Source organism: Sulfitobacter geojensis (genome assembly GCF_000622325.1).
GTDB lineage: Bacteria > Pseudomonadota > Alphaproteobacteria > Rhodobacterales > Rhodobacteraceae > Sulfitobacter > Sulfitobacter geojensis.
This window is the reverse complement of the sequence record NZ_JASE01000005.1, coordinates 207,430-223,653: the sequence shown is the minus strand read 5'-3', so window position 1 is coordinate 223,653 and position 16,224 is coordinate 207,430. Positions and strand designations below refer to the sequence as shown.

Genomic DNA, 16,224 nt, shown 5'->3' with positions numbered 1-16,224 from the left:
CGGGGGCATGCGGTTAAAGACCCGCTTGGACCATATCGCGGATTTTTACAGCCTTTTCGAAGTGATCCAGCCGGTGTGTTTTGATCCACCATTCAGCCGCTTCCATTAACAGTTCCGGGTCGTCGTTCTTGTTGGCAAAGAACGCATAAAAGGACAGCCCAACGGTATCGCCCTTTTTTGCAATCTTGTCGGTACAGACCGCAACGGTTTTGTCTCTTAGACTCTTTCGCATCGTGGCTCCTGTCAGAAAACAGGCCCCCGCGGTGCAGGGGCCCTTGGTCGCGTGTTTTTCGGTTTTAGTCGGCCCAGCTGACGCTGGTCAGGTCGTTTGCCTGTGTCGGTGCATTTTCCCACAGACCCTGAACACCGGCCTGTGCGACGGTGGGCAAGGCCAGCTGGAACAGGTAGCCGTTCACATAGTCATCGGCGATGATCTGCTGCGCCTGCGCCATCATTTCGCCGCGCATTTCAGGATCGGCCGTCGTGTTGAACTTGGCAATCAGATCCTGAAACTCCTTGTTTTCATACTGGAAATAGTATTCTGGGTTTGCGTAGATCCCGATGTCCATCGGTTCGGTATGGCTGACGATGGTCAGGCCGAAATCCTTGCCCTTGAAAACCGTTTCCAACCACTGTGCCCATTCGACGTTGGTGATTTTGGCGGTGATGCCAACCTCTGCCAGCTGTGCAGCAATGATTTCGCCGCCGCGCCGCGCGTAGGAAGGGGGCGGCAGGTGCAAAGTGGTTTCAAATCCGTCCGCAAATCCGGCTTCGGCCAATAGGGCCTTGGCCTTTGCGGGGTCGTAATTGGATTGCGCCGTCAGATCGACATAGGCGGGATTATGCGGTGCAAAATGCGTCCCAATTGGTGTGCCCAGACCGAACATTGCACCGTCGATGATTGCTTGACGGTCAATCGCATGGGCCAGCGCCTCGCGCACCTTTACGTTGTCAAAGGGTGGCATCTTGTTGTTCGTCGACAGGATGGTTTCACCCTCGGTTGACCCGACAAGAACCTGAAAACGCGGGTCTGCTTCGAATTGCGGCAGGTTTTCCGGGGCGGGAAAGCCGGAGAACACATCAACGTCTTCAGCCATCACCGACGCAAAAGCAGCGGTCGGATCAGAGATAAATTTGAACGTTGCCGAGGCCAGCGCAGGGGCGTCCCCCCAATAGGCGTCGTTGCGGGACAGTTCGACCTTGTCGCCCTGCGTCCAGCTGTCAAACTTGAAGGCGCCGGTGCCGATGGGCGTCTGTTTGATACCTTCGATGCTTTCGGGTGCCACGATCACGGCATCACCCCATGCAAGGTTGAAGATCAGGTTGCCATTCGGTTCGGAGAGTTTCACCTCGACCGTCATTGGATCAACGACGTTCACTTCGGAAATGGCTGAATACAGTGCCTTTTGTGCATTCGCGCTGTCTTCTGCCCCGATCCGGTCGAGGCTGAATTTCACATCCTCGGCGTCCATCGTCGTGCCGTCGTGAAATGTTACGTCAGAGCGCAGTTTGAACGTATAGGTTAGCCCGTCATCGGAAATGTCCCATGATTCCGCGAGGCCCGGCACAACCGAACCGTCGCTCATAAAGCGGGTCAGACCCTCGAACACGTTGGAATAAAGCACCGAATCGATGGCACCGGCTGCGGCAGATGTCGGGTCCATATGAGGTGGCTCAAGCTGGATCGCGATGGTGATATCGTCTTTGGCCAAGGCGGCACCGGCCAAAAGGGCTGCGGTGCTGACGCCAAGCAGAAGGCGGGGCAGGTGTAACATGGGTGGTCTCCCTTATTGATTATGGAATGAAGGCTAGCCAAAACACAGGGCCGTGACCAGTGGCCGCAAGCAGGGTTTGCCTTTACCGCGCGTAGCGCCTAAAGACGCGGGCTTGCGAAGAGGGTCAGGTGATGTCGGCAACACTGGGTATTGATTTCGGAACATCAAATTCGGCGGCTGGGGTTTGCGTGAATGGCAAACCGCAGTTGATCGCATTGGAAGGCGGCGCGCCGACCATGCCCACAGCGGTGTTCTTTGACTATGAAGAAAAGAAGATGCTGGTTGGCGCGGCTGCCTCTGATGCCTTGTTGGGGGGCGACGACGGGCGCTATATGCGGGGCCTCAAAAGCCTGCTGGGCACAAGGCTGATCCGCGAAAGCCGGATGTTGCTGGGTGAGCGGCTGGATTTTATCGACATTGTGGCGCGGTTCCTGACCGAACTGAAAACACGCGCTGAAGCGACGACCGGCCAAACCTTTACCCATGCCGTATCGGGGCGCCCTGTTCGGTTTCATTCAGAGGACGAAGCGCGCAATGTGCAGGCATTGGAAGACCTCAAGGAATGTTACGCGCGCGCCGGGTTTGAAGGTGTGCGCTTTTTGAACGAACCCGAAGCGGCCGCACGGGCCAGTCGCGATGTGCTGAACGCAGGTGATCTGGGTCTGGTGGTGGACATCGGTGGCGGTACGTCGGATTTCACCCTGTTTCGCCAAAGCGGCAGCACCGACATCGACATTCTGGCCAGCTATGGCGTGCGTATCGGCGGTACGGATTTTGACCGCCGCCTCAGCATTAAACGGGTGATGCCGCAGCTCGGCATGGGCAGCCAGATCCGCCATGCCTTTGGCGGTGATACGCATATCGCACCTAATGCGATCTTTAACGATCTGGCGACATGGGCAAAAATTCCGTTTCTTTACGGCCCCGACACCCTGCGCGCGGCGAAGGATTTGCATAAATATGCCGTGCATGAGGGACGTCTGGCGCGGCTGGTCAAGGTGTTGGAGGAAGAGCTGGGGCATGATCTGGCCTTTGCCGTCGAGGCGGGCAAGATTATGGCGAACACGCCGGGGATCGAGAACCCGGTGATTAAGGTCGGGATGCTAAAGCGCAAGGCGGTGCTGCCGCTGCCAGCCGAAATGATGACGGCGAAACTGGCGGTGCTGGCAGACCAGATTGGCACCGCGGCAGAGGCGACACTGGCCGCTGCCGACGTAGAGCCGGACGCGGTGGACAAGCTGATCTTTGTGGGCGGTTCCAGCCTGATGCAAGTGGTGCAGGACGCGCTGACCACGCGGTTGCCGCGCGCGCAAGTGCACCGTGGTGCGGCGCTGACCGGTATCGTGGACGGGTTGGCGTTGGCCTCAGGTGACGGGAAGTAAAAGCGTCTCTAACGCGGCTCCCATCACCTTGGCGCTGTCGATCATATCGTCGATGCCGATGTATTCATCGGGCTTATGCGCGAGGTCCAGAATGCCCGGCCCATAAGCGATGCAATTCTTCAGCTTGCCGATCCGGTCGATGTGTTTTTGATCGTAGCTGCCGGGCGACGCGACATATTGGGGCGGTACGCCCATCACATCCTCAATCGCTTTGGCTACGGTACGCACAACCGGCGATTCCTTGTCGGTCATGGACGGTAGAACCGAGTTACGTTCGGTGATCTCGTATTCGAAATTCGGACGGCTTTCGCGCAATCCGTCAAGCAGGCCGGTGACCTCGTCGCGCACTTGATCCAGCGGTTCCTCGACGAGGAAACGCCGGTCGATCACGATGCGGCAGGAATCAGGGACGCAATGGGCCTGTAGCCCGTCAAAATCATCGGCCGGTTCGTTTTCACCACCATGAATAGAGTTGATGTTCATCGTCGAATTGCGCGCCCCTTCGGGGACAACCGGCATTTCGGTGTAGCGGGCGGCCATCGCGGGAAAAAGCTTATCCTCAAACTCCTGCAACACCGCGCCCATGTGGCGCACGGCGCAATCGCCAAGGAAAGGCATCGCGCCATGGGCAATCTCGCCCTTGGTTTCGATCTCGGCCCACCAGCCGCCGCGATGTCCCAGACAAATCCGGTCTTTGTTCAGCGGTTCGGGAATGATCACATGCTGAACCTTGTCGGGGCTGAAATGGCCGTGCTCGGCAAGGTAGGCCACACCGCCATAGCCGCCGGTTTCTTCGTCCGCCGTGCCCGAAATCTCGATCGCGCCCGCGAAATCGGGATGTTGTTCGATAAAAGTTTCGGCGGCGATGATCGATGCGGCAAGCCCGCCTTTCATGTCGCAGGTGCCGCGCCCGTAAATTTTGCCGTCCGAAATTTCGGCACCGAAGGGGTCAAAGGTCCAACCGGCGCCTACCTCGACCACATCGGTGTGGCTGTTGAAATGCACACATTCGCCGGCATGTTTGCCGTCGCGCCGCGCGATGATGTTCCAACGTGGATATTTTTCGCTGTCCCCGGGTGTGCCAAAAGCGCGGATCATCTGGGTTTCAAAACCATGCGCGGACAGGCGTTTGTCCAGATATTCGCAGATCAGACGATAATCCTGACCGGGCGGGTTTAACGTCGGGATACGGATCAGGTCTTGGGTCAGCGCGATCAGGTCGTCGCGTTTTGCGGCAATGGCTTCTGAGAGAGGTGTGTTCATACGGGCATCGTTTCTCTGTTCATCGGTATTGGCAAGAGCTAGCCGGCGATATCCTTCATCGCTGCAAGTAAATTACGCACTTCTTCAAGGGTGTTGTAGTGGCACAGCGATACGCGGACCGCTGCCTCAAGCCCGAGAGGGTTAAGAATATTGCCAGAATAATGATCCGCACGACGGATGTGGGTGCGAATGCCCTGCGCGTTCAATTGGTCAACGATATCGCTGGTTGGGACGTGATCCAGTGCAAAACTGACCAGGCCTTCGCGATCAGGATTATCCCGTCCGCCAAGGATCGTGACCCCGGGTAGATCGGCCAGTCCGGGCAGGTTATCCACCCCGTTCAGCATCGCATCGGTCAGGGATTTTTCATGGGCGTGGATCGCGGCACCTGCGGCTTCGATCCGCGCACGCGGGTCTGTTGCGTCAGAGGTTTCACCGCCCAACCAGTCAAAATAATTTACAACATCGCTGAAGGTCGCATAGGCCCCCGTGTCGCGCGTTCCCATTTCCCAATTGCCGACGGGGCCATCTTTCAAAGTTTCAATTGGCAGCGCGGTCAGCCGGTCGGACGCCCAAGCGACACCGTACCCATGGCGCGAAAACACCTTGTAGGGGGACACAACATAACCGTCGATGTCATAGCTGGCGATATCGATACGTCCGTGACTGGCGTGCTGAATGCCGTCAACGATGACAAAGGCATCCGGCGCGACTGCGCGAATGGCTGACACAATGGCGGGTACATCATTGCCGATACCCGTAACCGGAGAGGTATGCAGGATCGTTGCAACACGCACGTCCGGCGTCATGGCCGCGGCGTAGGCCTGCGCCGTTACCTGACCGGTGGCATCGTCATGCGGTACATTGATGTAATCCTTGCCCGCCACATCGGCCCAATGCAGCGCGGCACTGCGCGACGCGGGATGCTCTACCGACGACCCAATCACCTTGCCGCCCTCAGGCGCGCCCATGACAGCGGTGCGGATCAGACGAAAGGTCAGTTCGGTGCCGGACTCACCTACAAAAAACTGGCCGTCGGGCGCGTTAAAGAACAGCGCCATATCGGTTTTGGCCTGTTTGATCACAGCAACCAACGCGTGTGATGCGGCATTTCCCCGCCCCTGGTTATCCGGAATGGCCGCGAATTTGGCAGAGGTTTCAACCACCGAATTCAACGTCAACGCCCCCCCTGCGTTTTCGAAAAAGATGCGCGGACCAGAGAACGGACAGTTGTCCACATGGGCAAAGCGGTCACGGATGGCACGGGTCAGGGAAGGGTCGGCAATGGTCATGTGATGTCCTTTCGATCTGGCGGCATCATCGCGCAAGCGCGCGGCACTGCAAGAGCAATTTCGCGCGCGGCAAGGTTTACAGCCAACCGGTTTTTCCTTGCCAGCAGCGCCAGTGCGCCCCATTTGTAAAAGGGGCTAGGGAGAACTGGTACAAATGCAAATCTCCAGACTTGGTTTTCGCGGGTATTGGGATGTGTTCAAGTCCAGCGTAACCCAGATTGGCGAAAGTAATCTGGCGTTGATTTCTGCCGGTGTCGCGTTCTTTTCCATGCTGTCGTTGTTTCCCGCCTTGGCGGCGCTGATTGCCATGGCCGGGATCATTGCCGATCCGGCAGAGGTCGTCGCGCAACTGGAAGACCTGCGCGAGTTGATGCCAGCGGATGTGTTCGAGATCATTCACCAACAGGTCGTCAGCCTTGTCTCTGCGAGCAGTGATACGTTGGGCTGGGCTGGAGTGGTTTCCCTTTTTCTCGCGCTTTGGTCAGCACGTGCAGGGGTTGGCGCAATGATCATCGGGCTGAATTCTGTCTACTTTCAACCCAACCGCAACACTGCATGGCATTATTTGCGGGCGCTGATGCTGACGGCCGCGTTGGTTGGCGTCGGCCTGGTCGCATTGATCAGCCTTGTGGTGATCCCCGTGCTGCTGGCGTTTTTCCCGCTTGGGCTGATCGGCACCTTGTTGATTGACGGATTGCGCTGGATCGTAGCGATTGTGGTGTTGTTTGCGGGTGTCGGATTGCTGTACCGCTATGGTCCCAATCGCAAGGTTGCGCGGTTTCGCTGGCTCTCTGCGGGTGCAATTGTTGCCGTTGCGCTTTGGGTAATCCTGTCCCTTGGTTTTTCCTATTACGTCACCAATTTCGGCAATTACAATCAGGTTTACGGGTCGATTGGCGCGGTGGTGGCGATGTTGATCTGGCTATGGATCACCAGTTTTCTGGTGCTCTACGGGGCGGCACTGAACGCGCAGATTGAGGCGTGGCTCAAGGAAAACCACCCGGTGACGCCCCTGCAAGAAACTTTCTAGATCTGTTCCACGGGTGCAAAGGTTTCTGCGCGCGCGCGGGACCAGCGGTTTTTGTTGCCGTTGAAATCTTCGGCATCATCATCCAGTAAATACCCTTCGGGCAGGTAACCATAGACATCTTTGGCCTCGACCATGCTTTTGTCACCCTGACGCAGCATCATATGGTGGGGCAGAAAATCGCTGGGATGGTGCAGACCGGCAGCGCCGGTCATCTCGCCCAGCGCCTCCATCGTGTTGCGGTGAAAACGGGCGACGCGTTCGCTTTTGTGCCCGACGTCAAGGGCGCGCATGCGGGTTTTGTCTTGCGTTGCGACACCGACAGGGCAGTGATTGGTGTGACATGCCTGCGCCTGAATACACCCGATCGCAAACATGTACCCGCGTGCCGAATTGCACCAGTCCGCGCCCAAAGCCAGCGCCCGCGCAATATCAAAGGCCGACACAACCTTGCCCGCTGCGCCGATCTTGATTTTGTCGCGCAGTCCAGCACCGCGCAGTGTGTTGTGCACAAAAGTCAGCCCTTCAATCATCGGCATGCCGACGTGGTTCGAAAATTCGACCGGTGCCGCGCCTGTGCCGCCCTCGGTACCGTCAACAACGATGAAGTCCGGGGTGATACCAGTCTCTAACATGGCTTTCACCATGCACATGAATTCACGCCGGTGCCCGATGCACAGTTTGAAACCCACCGGTTTGCCGCCCGACAATTCGCGCAGCCGGCCAATGAATTCCATCATTTCGATGGGTGTGGAGAAAGCGGAGTGAGCGGCAGGGGACACGCAATCCTTGCCCATCGGTACGCCGCGTGCCTCTGCAATTTCGGGAGTGATCTTGGACGCGGGCAGCATCCCGCCATGACCGGGTTTGGCCCCCTGGCTGAGCTTGAGCTCGATCATCTTGATCTGCTCAAGCGAGGCCGTTTCGCGGAACTTGTCAGGGTCGAATGACCCGTCCGCCGCGCGGCTGCCGAAATAACCGGAGGCCAGTTGATAGATCAGATCACCACCGCCCGCTTTGTGATAGCGGCTGACCGATCCTTCGCCGGTGTCATGGGCAAAACCACCAAGCTTTGCACCGGTATTCAGCGCCTGAATGGCATTGGCCGAGAGTGATCCAAAACTCATCGCAGAGATGTTATAAAGTGACGCTGAATAGGGTTTGGTGCACTGCGGTCCGCCGATCGTTGTGCGAAAGTCGAAGTCATGGATATGTACGGGGGCGACCGAATGGGTAATCCACGAATATCCTGCATCATAGACCCGCATCCGTGTGCCGAAGGGGCGCGAATCCTCTTCACCCTTGGCGCGTTGATAGACCAGGGACCGGCTGTCGCGGCTGAAGGGTTCTTCGTCTTGGTCGGATTCGATCAGATATTGCCGGATCTCGGGGCGGATTCCTTCGAAAAAGAAACGCATGTGACCCAGCACAGGATAGTTGCGCAGGATCGAATGTTTGATTTGGGTGACATCATAGATACCCATACCTGTAAGGGCAGCAAACAGGGCGAAAGGCAGGACGAACCAGCCGCTCCATGTGAAAATCAGGATAAAGCTGACCAGCGTCAGGGCACCGGCGGCGGCGAAAGTGGTAAATCTGGTCATCGACCCCAAGTCTGGCATATCGTTCCTATCGTGCTGTCACATTGGCGTTTGCCTTAGTGTGACGGGATTGGCAGGTTTCGCAAGCTCTTGCTGTGTTACAGATCATCAACAGCCCGTGGTTAAGGAACAGATATGAACAAAGGTCCGTTGGCATCATTGAAAGTCGTCGAGTTTTCCGGCCTTGGCCCTGCGCCGCTGGCAGGTCAATTGCTGGCAGACTTGGGGGCGCAGGTCACGACGGTTGATCGCAAGGAAGTTGTGCCGGATCCGGCCGACATTAACCGGCGGGGCAAACAATCGGTTGTTATGGATCTCAAGTCCGATGCAGGAATTAAAGCGGCGCGCGACGTGATCGACGCAAGTGACGTGTTGATCGAAGGATTCCGGCCCGGTGTGATGGAACGCTTGGGTCTGGGACCGGAAACCTGCCCTGAAAATTTGATCTATGCGCGCATGACCGGTTGGGGCCAGACGGGCCCTTGGGCGCATATGGCGGGCCATGACATCAATTATCTGGGGCTGACCGGCGCGTTGAACGCGATGGGGGAGGGGGGCGCACCGCCTGTGCCGCCGCTGAACCTTGTGGCGGATTACGGGGGCGGCACGATGTTCCTGATCTTTGGCATCCTTTCAGCGGTGATCGAACGGGGCGTCACCGGAAAGGGACAGGTTGTAGATGCCGCGATGGTAGATGGGGTGCCCGCGATGATGGGGCTGATCCATGCGATGTTGGCGCAGGGCAGTTGGCGCGAGGACCGCGCGTCGAACTGGCTGGACGGGGCCGCGCCGTTTTACCGGTGCTACACCTGCGCGGATGGCAAGTTTGTCGCAGTCGGGGCGTTGGAGCCGCAGTTCTTTGCCATTTTGTTGGAAAAAACCGGGCTGCCTGCCGTTTATGGCAAGGACCAGAATGACAGAACGAACTGGCCAGCCCGCACGGCGGAATTCGCGCAGATATTCGCTTCACGCAGTCGTGATGACTGGGCCAAGATCTTTGATGGCAGCGACGCTTGTGTCACGCCCGTGCTGAGTTTTTCCGAGGCTGAAAACCATCCCCATATGGCGCAGCGTGCCACTTTGGTCCGTCGCGACGCGGTGCTGCAAGCGGCCCCCGCCCCGCGTTTTCGACCGCTTAGATCCTCTGCGAATTGAGGTGTAACATGGGGGATAAATCCTATATCTTTACGCGATGAAGGATTTCGCCGCCTCTGATCCCACGGCCCTGCTGGATGACTTGATTGTCTGTCCGCAATGCGACGCGGCCTACCGGATGAAAAAACCCGAAAACGGTGAGCGCGCGGTCTGTCAGCGGTGCCACAAGGTGCTGATCGCGCCGCGCCGCAATGCCGGTTTGCATATCATTGCCGTTGCCCTTGCCGTGCTGTTCCTGATCATTGGCGCGGCGGTATTTCCGTTTCTGACAATTGATGCGGCCGGTAACAAAAACGCGGTCTCTATCCTTGATGCCGCATTGGCGTTTTCGGGCGGGCCGATGATCGTTCTATCGCTGGCGACGGCCGCGCTGATCATTTTTGTACCGCTCGCGCGGGTGCTGCTGACCCTTTATGTGCTGGTGCCTGTTGTGCTGGATCGTCCCGCCGCACGCCACGCCATTCGCGCGTTTCGTATTTCCGAGGCATTGCGCCCGTGGTCAATGGCCGAAATTTTCGCGATTGGCTGTGCTGTGGCGCTGGTCAAAGTAGCCGATCTGGCGACGGTCGGTTTTGGTCCGGCGTTCTGGATGTTTGGAATTCTTGTTGTTCTTGTCATCGCGCAAGACAGTTTTATGTGTAAATGGTCAGTATGGTATCGTCTGGAACATCCGAAAAATTCGTGAGCGCACGCAGCTTGGGCATTGTCGCCTGCCGCCGCTGCACCAAGGCGTGGCCGATGGACACGGCTGTCTGCGGGCGCTGCGGGCACAAACTGCAATCGCGCGATCCGCTTAGCCTGCAACGAGTCTGGGCCTTCTGGGTCATGGGTGCGCTTTGCTACATCCCGGCCAATGTCTATCCGATGCTGCGTACTCAAACGCTGTTTCAGGTCGACGAAAGCACGATAGTTTCCGGCGCGGTCGAACTGGCGCATCACGGCAGCTTTGGCATTGCGGCGATCATCCTGTTTGCATCGGTGGTGATCCCGCTGGCCAAATTCTGGGCTGTTGCCTATCTCGCCGTGAGCGTAAAAACACCAACCCGCGTTTCGAACTACCGCCGCCAGATGCTTTATGAGGTGGTGGAATACATCGGGCGCTGGTCGATGATCGACATCTTTGTGGTTGCGATCCTGTCAGCGCTGGTGCAACTCAAGACACTGGCGTCAATAAACCCCGGTCCGGCTGCGATTTTCTTTGCCCTGTCGGTAATATTTACCATGCTGTCTGCTCAGGCTTTTGATTCCCGTATGATCTGGGATGCACAGGCCGAAAATGAGGGTTCGAAACACGATGACTGATGACGTGCCACAAGTGTCTGTTTCGCCCGCCCGCAAAGCTTTTCTTAGTGGCGCATCCGTGGTGTGGATCATCCCGCTTGGTGCGTTGCTTGTCGCGCTGTTTGTCGCTTGGCAGTCCTATACCGCCCGTGGTCCGATCATCACCATCGAATTTGAAACCGGCGCGGGCATCAAATCCGGCGAGACGGAGTTGCGGTATCGGGATGTGACGGTTGGCGTTGTTGAAAAGGTCAGCTTTGCCAGTGGTTTAACGCGTGTTCAGGCGCATGTTCGCGTGGACAAGGATGTGGCCCCGTTTATCGACAATGGTGCGGTGTTCTGGATCGTGCAGCCCGAGGTGTCAGCGCAGGGTATCACCGGCCTCAGCACAGTGCTGAGCGGTGTGTATATCGAGGGATCATGGGATGATCAGCAAGGGCCCGTACCCGCATCTTTCAGCGGCGCGTCCGAAGCGCCTTTGATCCGTCCGGGGCAGGGTGGACTTGAGATTGCCTTTCGCACCGTGGCCAACAGCCAGCTGACCGATAACGCCCCGATCTTGTACAAAGGCATCGAAGTGGGCCGGATCGGCCGCGCGCGGATTTCTCAGCGGGGTAATTTTGCGATTGTCGAGGCGCTGATTTTTGAAGACCACCGCAATTTGATCAACCAGTCGACCCGTTTTTGGGATGCCTCCGGTTTTAGTGTCAGCATCGGCACGGCGGGTGCCGAAATCGATTTCTCCTCGCTTGCGACACTGATCGGCGGCGGGATCACCTTTGACACGTTTGTGTCAGGCGGGGGGCGCGTGTCGGACGGCACCGTTTTTGAAGTTTTCCCTGACCGTGAAACTGCCCGCAATTCTGTTTTCAACGCGTCGGAGGTTGAACCGCTGGGCGTCAGCGTAATCTTTGACGAGAATATCTCTGGCCTGACCGTTGGCGCACCTGTTGAACTGAGTGGTTTGAAAATCGGCGAAGTTGAATCGCTTTCGGGCATCGTCAACTATGACCAATTCGGCGACAGCCGTGTGCGTCTGAACGTAATTCTGTCCATCCAACCCGCGCGTCTGGGCCTGCCTGACGAAGTCACAAGCGAAGCGGCTTTGGCCTTTTTGCAGAACCGTGTTGTTGCTGGCCTGCGCGCGCGACTTGCTTCTGCAAGTTTGTTGACGGGTGGGCTGAAAGTCGAACTTGTGATGGTGGAAGACAGCCCGTCCGCGCGACTGGTGGGCGAAGTTGATGATCTGCCTGTACTGCCGACAACGCAGAATGAAACCTCTGATGCCTCTGCTACAGTTGAGGGGGTGTTTACCCGCATCAATAATCTGCCGATCGAAGAACTGCTGAATTCTGCCATCACCTTTATGGATTCCGCCGAAAGTCTGGTGTCCAGCGAAGACATCCGCGCGACACCGGGTGATTTGCGCGCGCTTCTGGGTGAAGTGCAGGGGCTGGTCGCCTCCGACGATGTGCGCAACATTCCTGTGAGCCTGAATGCGACGTTGAAGCGTGTCGAAGCGCTTGTCGCGGAGTTGGAAAAAGAGCGGGTCGCGACCAAGCTGGCCGAGGTGCTGACCTCCGCTGCCGGTGCGGTCAGTGTGGTAGAAACCTCTGTCGCGGGTGTGCCTGCCTTGTTGTCACAAATCGAAGCAGTGGCTGCCAAGGTCGAAACCCTTGAGCTGAACGAGTTGGTGACCGAAGTCACAGCCCTGATCAAATCCGCCGAAGCGATGGTCGATAGCGACGACGTCAAAGCATTGCCCGGTGCGGTCAAACGTACGTTGGACGAGGTCAACGTGACCCTCAGCGAAGGTCGTTCGCTGTTGGGCGAGGTGCAAGGATTGGTCGCCTCCGACGATGTGCAAAACATCCCTGTTACGCTGAATGCGACCTTGGTGCGGGTCGAAGCCTTGGTGGCGCAGCTGGAGCAGGAACGCATCACCGCCAAGATTTCCGAGGTACTGGATTCAGCAATGAGCGCTGCCCAAACCGTGGAAAATTCCGTTGCCGGTGTCCCCGCGCTGATCACCCAGATCGAAGCGGTTGCGGCCAAGGCGGAATCGCTTGAGGTTAACGAGTTGATTGCGGAGCTGACAGCCTTGACCAAAGCCGCCGAAGCCGTGGTTGCGACCGAGGACGCCAAAGCGCTTCCGGGGTCATTGAAACGCGCGTTGGACGAGGTGAATTATACCTTGCAAGAACTGCGTGAGGGCGGCGCGATTGAAAACGTGAACCAGACGCTTGCCTCGGCCCGCAATGCCGCCGACAGCATCGCGGTGTCGTCCAAGGATCTGCCCAAGATCGTGGAACGCCTGACCGCGCTGTTCGCCCAAGCGGGGCGCACCATTGAGGGCTATAACAAGGGCGACCAGATCAGTCGCGAGGCACAAACCACGATGCGAGATATTCAAAAAGCGGCTGACGCTCTTGCCTCTTTGGCCCGCTCCATCGAACGTAACCCCAATTCGCTTTTGCTGGGAAGATAGACATGACCTTTGCTGCCCGTTTTATTCCTTTTGCGCTGCTGACGTTGATCGCAGCTTGCGGATCGCCCGAACGCTTTGCCGTCAGCCCGCCGGTGATTGCGGAAACCATGCGCATCGGGTTTGCCTCGGTCGAGGTCAAGGACGTTTCCCTGCCCAGTTACGCAGCATCTGACGAAATCTCTATCCGGCGCGAAGACGGCACGCTTACCAGTTCATCCGATGTGCTGTGGGCCGACGCGCCTGATCGCGCGATTGCGCTGGAGCTTAGCCAGAACCTCGCGCGGCTCACGAAGCGTCGCGTCGCGTCCGAACCCTGGCCTTTTGAAGAGTTTCCCGATGCCCGCTTGGAAATCCGTTTCTCTGAACTGGTCGCAACTACCAGCGGGTCATTCAACACGTCCGGTCAGTATTTCGTGGCGGTGGCGGACGGTCGACGCGAGCGCTCCGGCCTGTTCGAGCTGAGCGTTGCTTTTGACCCCAAGGGCGGCCCGAACGCCATTGCCCGCGCGCGTGGCCAATTGATCCTTGATCTGGCGCAATACATCGCGCGCAACGGGTTGAAGTAAGGGCGTACACACGCCTCTAGGGCCAGCCTTTGTCGCAGCATCAAATGCGCGGTTTCTGCGAAACGGGTCGGCATAATTGCGTGTTTTCCCTGACTTAATTGGCACGCTTTTGCGAACCGGACGCGGCTGGAAGTTTTTGCAGCGGTACACGCTTGCGCAATCACAGTTGTTGCAGTTCCCGATCTTCTGTCCTATCGATAGCACATGAATTCTGCTGCGGCGTCGTCAGACACGGCACCGCAGTAGCGAAATTATCCGTCGGGGGGCCCGTTTGGGCTGAGAGGTGCGTGCACCGACCCGTCGAACCTGATCCGGGTTATGCCGGCGTAGGGAACGGGTAGATTGTGCGACCGATACCGCACGAGGCTCATTCTCACGTTGGCACACCCATTGTATGGAGATGTGCACGTGACGAACCAGACCCCGATTGCCCTGACCATTGCCGGCTCTGATAGTGGCGGCGGAGCTGGTGTGCAGGCCGATCTAAAGGCGATGTCGGCGAACAGGGTCTATGGTGCCAGTGTCATTACTGCGGTAACGGCTCAAAATACCCAATCTGTAACTGCTGTTCACGAAATCCCCGCAGATGTCGTTGCCGCACAAATCGACGCGGTTCTGTCGGACCTTGCTGTGAATGCGATCAAGCTGGGGATGCTGTTCTCTGTTTCGATCATTAAGGCGACGGCGCAGCGCTTGGCGACATTTGACGGGCCAGTTGTTGTGGATCCGGTGATGATTGCAAAATCGGGCGATGCCCTGTTGCAGGACGCCGCTGTCGCTGCGTTGATCGAACAGATCTTACCGCTGGCCAGCCTTCTTACCCCGAATTTGCCGGAGGCTGCGCGCCTGTTGAATGAAGCAGAGGCGACGACACCGGAAGAAATGATCGCGCAGGGCGAGCGGCTTGTGGCGATGGGGCCACGCGCTGTTTTGATGAAGGGGGGGCACGCGACCGGCGGCATCTGCACCGATGTGCTGGTCGACAAGGGGGGTGTTGTAATCACGCGATCTGCGCCGCGCATTGACACCGCAAACACCCATGGCACCGGCTGTACCTATTCTGCGGCGATCGCGGCACAACTGGCGCAGGGACTTGCCCTAAACGAAGCGGTAAGCGTTGCGCACGGGTATCTTCAGGCGGCGATCAAGGCTGCGGACAGTTTGAAAATCGGCAAGGGGCACGGGCCGGTCCATCACTTTCACGGTCTTTGGACATGAGTGATGTCACGGTCATAGGGGCGGGCGTTGCAGGCCTGTGTGTGGCACGCGCATTGTTGGATCGCGGGGCCAGCGTGGTCGTGGTGGACCGGCACGACACCGCTGGTCCGCACGCCTGTTCATGGTGGGCAGGTGGCATGCTGGCCCCGTTCTGCGAGGGCGAAAGCGCGGAAGAGCCGGTTGTCCGCTTGGGGTGCGAGGCGGCTGATTGGTGGGATGCCAAAACCGGTGCGGTGCAGCGACGTGGCTCTTTGGTTGTGTCGCCGGCCCGTGACAAATCCGACCTCACGCGGTTCGCGCGGCGCACGACGGGATATCGCGAAGTATCAGGCACCGAAATTTCATCCCTTGAGCCGGACTTGGGGGATCGCTTTGCAAAAGGCCTATTCTTCGAAAGCGAAGCCCACCTTGCCCCGCGTCGCGCCCTTGCCCAACTGCGCGCGCGCCTGTTGGCGGATGGTGCGCGGTTTGAACAGGATGACGCCGATCCTGTGGCATATGCCCAACGCGGACTGACCGTTGATTGCCGTGGATTTCAGGCCAAGGCTGATTTGGCCGATTTGCGTGGCGTCAAAGGTGAAATGCTGGTCCTGTCCTGCCTGGAGGTCACATTGACCCGCCCTGTCAGGATGCTGCACCCGCGCGTGCCGCTTTATATCGTGCCGCGGGGCGATGGTGTTTTTATGCTGGGGGCCACGATGGTTGAGGGTCACGCAGGCCAGCATGTAACCGCGCGCGCCTTGCTGGAATTGCTCAGCGCAGCCTATGCGTTAAACCCAGCGTTTGGCGAAGCAGAAGTGCTTGAAATCGGCGTCGACAGCCGACCGGCCTTTCCCGACAACCTGCCGCGCATCCGCCGCGATGGTAATCTGATCCGCGCCAATGGCTTGTTCCGGCACGGTTTCCTGTTGGCACCTGCCCTCGCACGCATGGTCGCCGCGCTTATTTTTGACAATGAAATACCCGAGGTGATGGATGAGACTGCAGCTTAATGGTGAACCAATTGATGTGCGGGTTACGACCTTGGCCGACCTGATCACGGCCGAGGGTCTGGGGGACGCCAAGATTGCAACCGCGGTGAACGGGGTCTTTGTGCCGGCAACGGTACGTGCGCAGCATGCGCTCAGCACCGGCGATACTGTCGAGATCCTTGCACCGATGCAGGGAGGATAAGAG

General features: G+C 58.1%; 15 protein-coding genes and 1 riboswitch. Of the genes, 10 read left to right on the top strand and 5 right to left on the bottom strand.

Features of this window, described 5'->3' with window-relative positions:
* Window positions 1-13 precede the first annotated feature (13 nt).
* Together Z947_RS0103115 and Z947_RS0103110 are read right to left on the bottom strand one after the other, a co-directional pair.
* Window positions 14-232 carry a DUF6500 family protein gene (locus Z947_RS0103115; RefSeq protein ID WP_025042853.1) on the bottom strand — a complete coding sequence of 73 codons (219 nt, stop codon included), beginning with the start codon at window positions 230-232 and terminating at the stop codon, window positions 14-16.
* A 64-nt stretch (window positions 233-296) separates the two neighbouring features.
* The gene (locus Z947_RS0103110; RefSeq protein ID WP_025042852.1) at window positions 297-1,775 is read right to left on the bottom strand and encodes an ABC transporter substrate-binding protein; all 1,479 of its coding nucleotides are present in this window, start codon (window positions 1,773-1,775) and stop codon (window positions 297-299) included.
* Between the two features lie 131 nt (window positions 1,776-1,906).
* Between Z947_RS0103110 and Z947_RS0103105 the strand changes: the two genes are divergently transcribed.
* Window positions 1,907-3,157, top strand: coding sequence for an Hsp70 family protein (locus tag Z947_RS0103105; RefSeq protein WP_025042851.1), 1,251 nt, complete (start codon window positions 1,907-1,909; stop codon window positions 3,155-3,157).
* On the opposite strand, the gene Z947_RS0103100 is transcribed toward Z947_RS0103105, so the two are convergent.
* Together Z947_RS0103100 and Z947_RS0103095 are read right to left on the bottom strand one after the other, a co-directional pair.
* The gene (locus Z947_RS0103100; RefSeq protein ID WP_025042850.1) at window positions 3,140-4,420 is read right to left on the bottom strand and encodes an acetylornithine deacetylase/succinyl-diaminopimelate desuccinylase family protein; all 1,281 of its coding nucleotides are present in this window, start codon (window positions 4,418-4,420) and stop codon (window positions 3,140-3,142) included. The genes Z947_RS0103105 and Z947_RS0103100 overlap by 18 nt on opposite strands.
* A gap of 38 nt (window positions 4,421-4,458) precedes the next feature.
* Window positions 4,459-5,712, bottom strand: coding sequence for an aminotransferase class V-fold PLP-dependent enzyme (locus Z947_RS0103095; RefSeq protein ID WP_025042849.1), 1,254 nt, complete (start codon window positions 5,710-5,712; stop codon window positions 4,459-4,461).
* 154 nt (window positions 5,713-5,866) lie between these two features.
* On the opposite strand from Z947_RS0103095, the gene Z947_RS0103090 reads away from it, so the two are divergent.
* The gene (locus Z947_RS0103090; RefSeq protein WP_025042848.1) at window positions 5,867-6,742 is read left to right on the top strand and encodes a YihY/virulence factor BrkB family protein; all 876 of its coding nucleotides are present in this window, start codon (window positions 5,867-5,869) and stop codon (window positions 6,740-6,742) included.
* Here the strand turns inward: Z947_RS0103090 and Z947_RS0103085 are convergent.
* On the bottom strand, window positions 6,739-8,361 hold the full coding sequence (locus Z947_RS0103085) for an FMN-binding glutamate synthase family protein (RefSeq protein ID WP_025042847.1): 1,623 nt from the start codon (window positions 8,359-8,361) through the stop codon (window positions 6,739-6,741). The genes Z947_RS0103090 and Z947_RS0103085 overlap by 4 nt on opposite strands.
* A 114-nt stretch (window positions 8,362-8,475) precedes the next feature.
* Here Z947_RS0103085 and Z947_RS0103080 point away from each other — a divergent pair, with 114 nt between their 5' ends.
* The 8 genes from Z947_RS0103080 (at window position 8,476) to thiS (ending at window position 16,221) form a co-directional block, all read left to right on the top strand.
* Entirely contained in the window at window positions 8,476-9,495 is a 1,020-nt protein-coding gene (locus Z947_RS0103080) for a CaiB/BaiF CoA transferase family protein (RefSeq protein ID WP_025042846.1), read from the top strand.
* A 37-nt stretch (window positions 9,496-9,532) separates the two neighbouring features.
* On the top strand, window positions 9,533-10,180 hold the full coding sequence (locus tag Z947_RS0103075; protein ID WP_025042845.1) for a paraquat-inducible protein A: 648 nt from the start codon (window positions 9,533-9,535) through the stop codon (window positions 10,178-10,180).
* Window positions 10,138-10,797, top strand: coding sequence for a paraquat-inducible protein A (locus Z947_RS0103070; RefSeq protein WP_179453252.1), 660 nt, complete (start codon window positions 10,138-10,140; stop codon window positions 10,795-10,797). Before Z947_RS0103075 ends, Z947_RS0103070 begins: the two co-directional genes overlap by 43 nt.
* Window positions 10,790-13,264 carry an MlaD family protein gene (locus Z947_RS20760; protein WP_025042843.1) on the top strand — a complete coding sequence of 825 codons (2,475 nt, stop codon included), beginning with the start codon at window positions 10,790-10,792 and terminating at the stop codon, window positions 13,262-13,264. Before Z947_RS0103070 ends, Z947_RS20760 begins: the two co-directional genes overlap by 8 nt.
* Before the next feature lie 2 nt (window positions 13,265-13,266).
* Window positions 13,267-13,830 carry a PqiC family protein gene (locus tag Z947_RS0103060; RefSeq protein ID WP_025042842.1) on the top strand — a complete coding sequence of 188 codons (564 nt, stop codon included), beginning with the start codon at window positions 13,267-13,269 and terminating at the stop codon, window positions 13,828-13,830.
* A gap of 249 nt (window positions 13,831-14,079) precedes the next feature.
* A riboswitch (TPP riboswitch) is annotated at window positions 14,080-14,180 on the top strand.
* Between the two features lie 58 nt (window positions 14,181-14,238).
* Window positions 14,239-15,048, top strand: a complete 810-nt coding sequence (gene thiD, locus Z947_RS0103055; RefSeq protein WP_025042841.1) for a bifunctional hydroxymethylpyrimidine kinase/phosphomethylpyrimidine kinase — start codon at window positions 14,239-14,241, stop codon at window positions 15,046-15,048.
* On the top strand, window positions 15,045-16,040 hold the full coding sequence (locus Z947_RS0103050) for an FAD-dependent oxidoreductase (protein ID WP_025042840.1): 996 nt from the start codon (window positions 15,045-15,047) through the stop codon (window positions 16,038-16,040). The genes thiD and Z947_RS0103050 overlap by 4 nt, the downstream gene beginning before the upstream one ends.
* Window positions 16,024-16,221 (top strand): sulfur carrier protein ThiS, encoded by a 198-nt coding sequence (gene thiS, locus Z947_RS0103045; RefSeq protein ID WP_025042839.1) that lies wholly within the window; start codon window positions 16,024-16,026, stop codon window positions 16,219-16,221. Before Z947_RS0103050 ends, thiS begins: the two co-directional genes overlap by 17 nt.
* Window positions 16,222-16,224 lie beyond the last annotated feature (3 nt).